Origin of the sequence: Pengzhenrongella sp. (assembly GCF_036565025.1) — a bacterium.
Lineage (GTDB): Bacteria > Actinomycetota > Actinomycetes > Actinomycetales > Cellulomonadaceae > Pengzhenrongella.
The window spans coordinates 1-5,574 of the sequence record NZ_DATCNW010000192.1 but is presented as its reverse complement, the minus strand read 5'-3'; the positions used below and the strand labels follow the sequence as shown (position 1 = coordinate 5,574).

General features: G+C 74.0%; 4 protein-coding genes. All 4 read right to left on the bottom strand.

Going from position 1 to position 5,574, the window contains the following annotated elements; all coding sequences use genetic code 11:
• Window positions 1–34: 34 nt before the first annotated feature.
• The 4 genes from pheT to VIM26_RS11185 all read right to left on the bottom strand — a co-directional run bounded on the left by pheT (window position 35) and on the right by VIM26_RS11185 (window position 5,332).
• Entirely contained in the window at window positions 35–2,650 is a 2,616-nt protein-coding gene (gene pheT / locus VIM26_RS11200) for a phenylalanine--tRNA ligase subunit beta (protein ID WP_331951146.1), read from the bottom strand.
• Complete coding sequence (pheS, locus tag VIM26_RS11195; protein ID WP_331951144.1) at window positions 2,650–3,723, bottom strand: phenylalanine--tRNA ligase subunit alpha; 1,074 nt, start codon at window positions 3,721–3,723, stop codon at window positions 2,650–2,652. The genes pheT and pheS overlap by 1 nt, the downstream gene beginning before the upstream one ends.
• 87 nt (window positions 3,724–3,810) lie before the next feature.
• Window positions 3,811–4,464 carry an RNA 2',3'-cyclic phosphodiesterase gene (thpR, locus tag VIM26_RS11190; protein WP_331951142.1) on the bottom strand — a complete coding sequence of 218 codons (654 nt, stop codon included), beginning with the start codon at window positions 4,462–4,464 and terminating at the stop codon, window positions 3,811–3,813.
• A gap of 25 nt (window positions 4,465–4,489) precedes the next feature.
• A complete protein-coding gene (locus VIM26_RS11185) occupies window positions 4,490–5,332 on the bottom strand; it encodes an RNA methyltransferase (protein WP_331951140.1) in 843 nt (280 codons plus the stop codon).
• Window positions 5,333–5,574 lie beyond the last annotated feature (242 nt).

Here is a 5,574-nt window from a genome sequence, read left to right as displayed (position 1 = left end):
GTCCAGGGACCGCGCTGGGGCTGACACGTCGGGGTCAGGTGCCGCGGAGGACTGCTCCGACGCGGCGGGCGGCCTCGGCGACGGCGGCCTCGCGGACGGCGGCGGCGTCGTCGGCGGTGAGCGTGCGGGCTCCTGCGCGCATGCGCAGGGAGAAGGCCAACGACTTCTTGCCCTCCCCGACCTGGGGCCCGGTGAAGACGTCGAACAGCCGCAGCTCCTCGATGAGGTCGCCGGCGCCGTCGCGCACGGCGGCGAACACGTCGGCCGCCGGCACCGCGGCGTCGACGACGAGCGCCAGGTCCTCCTTGGCGACCGGGAAGGTCGACAGCGGCTCACCCTGCTTCGGCTGACTCGGCGCGGCCGCGAGCAGCACGTCCAGATCGATCTCGAAGGCCGCGGACCGGGCGGGCAGGTCGAGTGCGGCGAGGACCTTGGGGCTCAGCTCCCCCGCATGCCCGACGAGCGTCCCGTCCGCGAGCGTGAAGCGCGCGCAGCGGCCCGGGTGCCACGGTGCGTGCTCCGGATCCGCCTCGACCACCAGCTCGACGCGCACGATCCGCGCGATCCGCTGGACTGCGGCGATCGCGTCGGTGTGGTCGGCGCGCCGGCCCGGTCCCCACCAGCCCGCAGCCTCCGCGTGCCCGGCGAACAGGCCCGCGACGTGGCGCGGCTGGGGCGGGACCGCGGCGCGCAGCTGGTCGAGCTCGGCGTCCGAGGGCCGGCGCTCGATGCCGGGCCGCCCCGCGGGGGCCGCGCCCGGGACCGGGCGCGTGACGAGCCCCATCTCGAACAGGCCCAGGTCACCGGCGCCCCGCCCGACGTTCACCCGGGCCGCGTCGACGAGCGTGGCGAGCAGGCTCGTGCGCAGCTCGGTCTTCTCGTCCGACATCGGGTTGGCGAGCCGGGATGCGACGCGCCGCGGGTCGCCGGCCGCAAGGCCGAACGTGTCGTGGATCAGGGGCGAGACGAACGGGTAGGTGAGCACCTCGACCAGTCCCGACTCGGCGAGCGAGCGGGCGACCGACCGGCGGGCCCGCTGCGACGGCGTCAGGCCACGCCCGGCCGGGGCGACCGGCAGCACCGACGGGATCTGGTCGTACCCGCGCAGCCGCGCGACCTCCTCGACCAGGTCGATCGGTGCGGTCAGGTCGGGCCGCCAGCTCGGCGCGACGACGCTCAGGACACCGGCACCCCCGGCGTCCACCGCGTAGGCGTCGCCCACGGCGTCGTCGCCCGCCGTCTCGGCGGGCACGGTGCACCCGATCAGCTCGAGCACCTCGCGCACGACGTCGGCCGGGTAGTCCACGCCGACGATCCGGGTCGGCAGGTCGAGCGGCAGCGCGATCGGCGCGGCCGGCTCACGCCGGTCGACGTCGGTCAGGTCGCCGTCCGCGACCCCGCCGCCGTGCTTGACGAGCAGGTCGACGACCCGCTGCACCGCCGCCGGCGCCAGCTCGTGGTCGACGCCGCGCTCGAACCGGCGCGAGGCCTCCGACGCGAGCTTGTGCCGGCGCGAGGTCCGCGCGATCGACACCGGGTCGAAGTGGGCCCCCTCGATCAGGACGTCGGTCGTCGCGGAGGTGACCTCGCTGGAGGCGCCACCCATGACGCCGGCGATCCCGAGCACGCGCGAGCCGCGCCCGCCGGCGGCGCCGCCGTCGGTGATCAGCAGATCCTCGGGGTCCAGGCGCCGCTCGGCACCGTCCAGGGTCACCAGCGTCTCCCCCGTGCGAGCGCGCCGCACCACGATCGGGCCGGTGAGGCCGGCGAGGTCGTAGGCGTGCAGCGGCTGGCCGAGCTCGAGCATCACGTAGTTCGTCACGTCGACCGCGAGCGAGATCGGGCGCATGCCCGCCTGCACCAGGCGGCGCTGCATCCAGACCGGGGACGGTCCCGACGCCGCGACGCCGCGCACCGCGCGGGCCACGAACCGGTCGCACCCGGCGCGGCCGCGCAACGGCGCGTCGTCGGCCAGCTCGACGGCGAAACCGCCGTCGGACGCCGCGGGGACCTCGAGCCGGGCCGGGTCGTCGAACGCCGCGCCGGTCGCGTGCGAGTACTCCCGCGCGACGCCGCGCAGCGAGAAGCAGTAGCCGCGGTCCGGCGTGACGTTGATCTCGAGGGTCTGCTCCGCCAGGCCGAGCAGCTCGATCGCGTCGTCGCCGGGGGTCGGGGTGTCCTCGAGCACGATGATGCCCGCACTGTCGCCGCCCAGCCCGAGCTCCTGGGACGAGGCGATCATCCCGTCCGAGACGTGCCCGTAGGTCTTGCGGGCCGAGATCGCGAACGGCCCGGGCAGCACCGCGCCCGGCAGCGCAACGACGACGTGGTCGCCGACGGCGAAGTTGTGCGCTCCGCAGACGATGCCGCGCGGCCCGCTCGGCGTGCCGGACTCGTCCGGCACGTTGTACGGCCCGACGTCGACCGTGCACCAGTTGATCGTCTTGCCGTTCTTGTGCTTCTCGGGCTCGAGGATGAGCACCCGCCCGACGACGAGCGGCCCCGTCACCGAGGACCCGTGCAGCCCTTCGTCCTCGAGCCCGACGCGCGCGAGGTCGGCCGCGACCTGCAGCGCGCCGGCCTCGGTCGTCGTCGCGCCGCGGGGCAGCTCCACCCACTCGGCGAGCCAGGGCAGCGGTACGCGCGGCATCAGATCTCCATCCCGTACTGGAGGGGGAAGCGCGCGTCGCCCTCGACCATGTCGTGCATGTCAGCGATGTCGTGGCGGAACATCAGCGTGCGCTCGATGCCCATGCCGAACGCGAAACCGGTGTACACCTCGGGGTCGATCCCCGCGGCGCGCAGCACGTTCGGGTGGACCATGCCGCAGCCGCCCCACTCGATCCAGCCCGCGCCGCCCTTCTTGCCCTCGAACCAGAAGTCCGGCTCGGCCGACGGCTCGGTGAACGGGAAGTACGACGGGCGGAACCTGATCTTCGCGGTGTCCCCGAACATCGCCTTCGCGAGGTGGTCCAGGGTGCCCTTGAGGTGCGCCATCGTCAGGCCCTTGTCGATCGCGAGGCCCTCGACCTGGTGGAACACCGGGGTGTGGGTCGTGTCGAGCTCGTCGGTGCGGAACACCTTGCCCGGACAGATGACGTACAGCGGCACGTCGCGCTCGAGCATCGAGCGCGCCTGCACCGGCGAGGTGTGCGTGCGCAGCACGAGGCCGTCGTCGGGCGGGTCGAGGAAGAAGGTGTCCTGCATCTGCCGGGCGGGGTGGTCCGGGTCGAAATTCAGCGCGTCGAAGTTGAACCACTCGGCCTCGACCTCGGGGCCCTCGGCGATCTCCCAGCCCATCGCGACGAACACGTCGCCGATGCGCTCCTGGAGCGTCTCGAGCGGGTGCCGGGCGCCGGTCGGACGGCGGTCCACCGGGAGCGTGACGTCGACGCTCTCGGTGCGCAGCATCTGCTCGTCGCGCAGGACCTCGAGCTCGCCCTGCCGGACGGCGATCGCCTTGCCCAGCCGGCCGCGCGTCGCGCCGAGCAGCTTGCCGGCGGACGCCTTCTCGCCCGGGCTCAGCTGCCCGATCTGGCGGTTCGCGAGGGAGAGCGGGCTGCGGTCGCCGGTGTGCGCGAGGCGCGCGACCTTCAGCGCGTCGAGGTCCGACGCCGCGGCGATCGCCGCCAGGGCGGCGTTCAACGCGGCCTCGACCGCCACCGCGTCAAGCGGGGACAGGGGTGCGTCATCGGGCTCTGGGGCGGGGTTCGAGAGGGACATCCGTGCCTTTCGGTGGTGTGCGCCGTTGCTCTAGCGCTGCGGCGCAGATGGCAGTAACGCCACGCACCGCGACAGACCGGAGAGAGTCTAGGTGCGCTCGACCGTGGACGTCGCAGGCCCCAGCAGCGCAAAGGTGTCCACCACGTCGTACGCGGGTCCGCCGGACCTGCCCTCGCCCGGGCGCGAGCTGACCAGCTGGATCTCCTCGACGTGCCAGCTCGGCCCCTCGTAGACCGCGAGGGCCCGGGCGAGCGTGGCGACGTCGTCGCGCCCGGCCTCGCCGTTCCCGTTCCCGCCCCGGTTCCGGCCCGGGTTGGTGCGGGCCTGGGCGCGCACGCGCGCGACCGTCACGTGCGACCGGGACCGTACCCGGCGGTCCTCACGACCGGTCACCATCCGGCCGAGATGGACGCAGCCGGCGGTCAACTCCGAGAGCGCACCCACGTCGCCGCCGCAGCCGATCCAGAAGATCCGCCGGTCGAACACGCCCGCTCCGCGCAACCGCAGCTCGAACGGCGGCTGCGCCAAGACGATCCGGCTGAGACCCGCGTAGAGGTCCTCCGCCTCCCCCGCCGACACCTCGCCGTAGAACGCGAGCGTGATGTGGCGGTCCTCCAGCGGCGCCCAGAGCAGCGAGCCGCGGGCTCCGCCGGCGGCCTGCGACTCGCGCACGGAGGTCAGCGCGAGCTCGACGTGCTCCTTCACGTGCAGGGGCGGGACGACGGCGACGAACAGCCTCATCGTGGTGGCTCCTTCCGGGCCGGCCTCAGCGCTGCGCGCGCGCCGAGGCGTACAGGCACAGCGTGGCAGCCGTGGCCAGGTTGAGCGATTCCGCCTGCCCCCGGATGGGGACCCGCACGACGGCGTCGGCCAGGGCACGGTCCTCGAGCGGCAGGCCCCAGGCCTCGTTGCCGAAGACCCACGCGGTCGGGGCTGCGAGGTCCGGCGCCTTCCCGGTGCCGCCGGGCTGTCCGGCGACGTCGAGCAGGTCGTCCAGGTCCTCCTCACCCGCGCCGTCGGCGGCGAGCACCGCCAGCCCGGCCGCCTTGAGCGCGGCGACCGCCGCCTCGAGGGAGGCGCCGGTGACCACAGGCAGGTGGAACAGCGAGCCGGCGGTCGCCCGGACCGTCTTCGGGTTGTGCACGTCCACGCTCTCCGCGGTGAGCACGACGGCGTCCGCCCCGGCCGCGTCGGCCGCGCGGATGACCGTCCCGGCGTTGCCGGGGTCGCGGACGTGGGAGAGCACCGCGACGAGCGTCGGGCGGGTCGCCAGGACGTCGTCGAGCGTCGCCGTCTCCTGCTCGACGACGGCGAGGATGCCCTGCGCGTCCGGGGACATCGCGGCCAGCACGTCGTCGGACGCGAGCTGCACGTGGATGGATCGCTCGCGAGCGAAGTCGACGATCTCGTCGTAGCGCTCGGCAGCCGCGCCGGTGAGGTACAGGTCCCGGACGGCGCCGAACCGGACGGCCTCCCGGACCGCCTGGGGGCCCTCGGCCAGGAACCGGCCCGCGCGCTCGCGCGCCGACCGCCCGGACAGCGCCCGGACCGCCTTCACCCGGTCGGCGCGAAGGTTGTCCAGGACCGGTCCGTCAACAGCAGGCGTCATGCACCAATCCTCACCCGGATTGCCCCATGCCCCCGCACCGCGCGCATGCGGAACGGGTGGGCTCCCGCGCTCGAGCCGCGAGATCGCCATTCCCACGCGAGTTCGCCGGTGCGCCCGCTCAGTGCAGCGCTCAGTGCAGCCCTCGGTGCAGCGAAAGTGCACCAAAACGCCTCATTCACTGCGTTTTGGATGCACAGAGCGCTGCACTGAGGCGGTCAACCCAACGAAAATGCGACCACGTC

Excerpts from the sequence above, each read along its gene's own strand:
- pheT (WP_331951146.1), bottom strand. The coding sequence starts at position 2,650 with ATGCCGCGCGTACCGCTGCCCTGGCTCGCCGAGTGGGTGGAGCTGCCC.
- pheS (WP_331951144.1), bottom strand. The coding sequence starts at position 3,723 with ATGTCCCTCTCGAACCCCGCCCCAGAGCCCGATGACGCACCCCTGTCC.
- thpR (WP_331951142.1), bottom strand. The coding sequence starts at position 4,464 with ATGAGGCTGTTCGTCGCCGTCGTCCCGCCCCTGCACGTGAAGGAGCAC.
- VIM26_RS11185 (WP_331951140.1), bottom strand. The coding sequence starts at position 5,332 with ATGACGCCTGCTGTTGACGGACCGGTCCTGGACAACCTTCGCGCCGAC.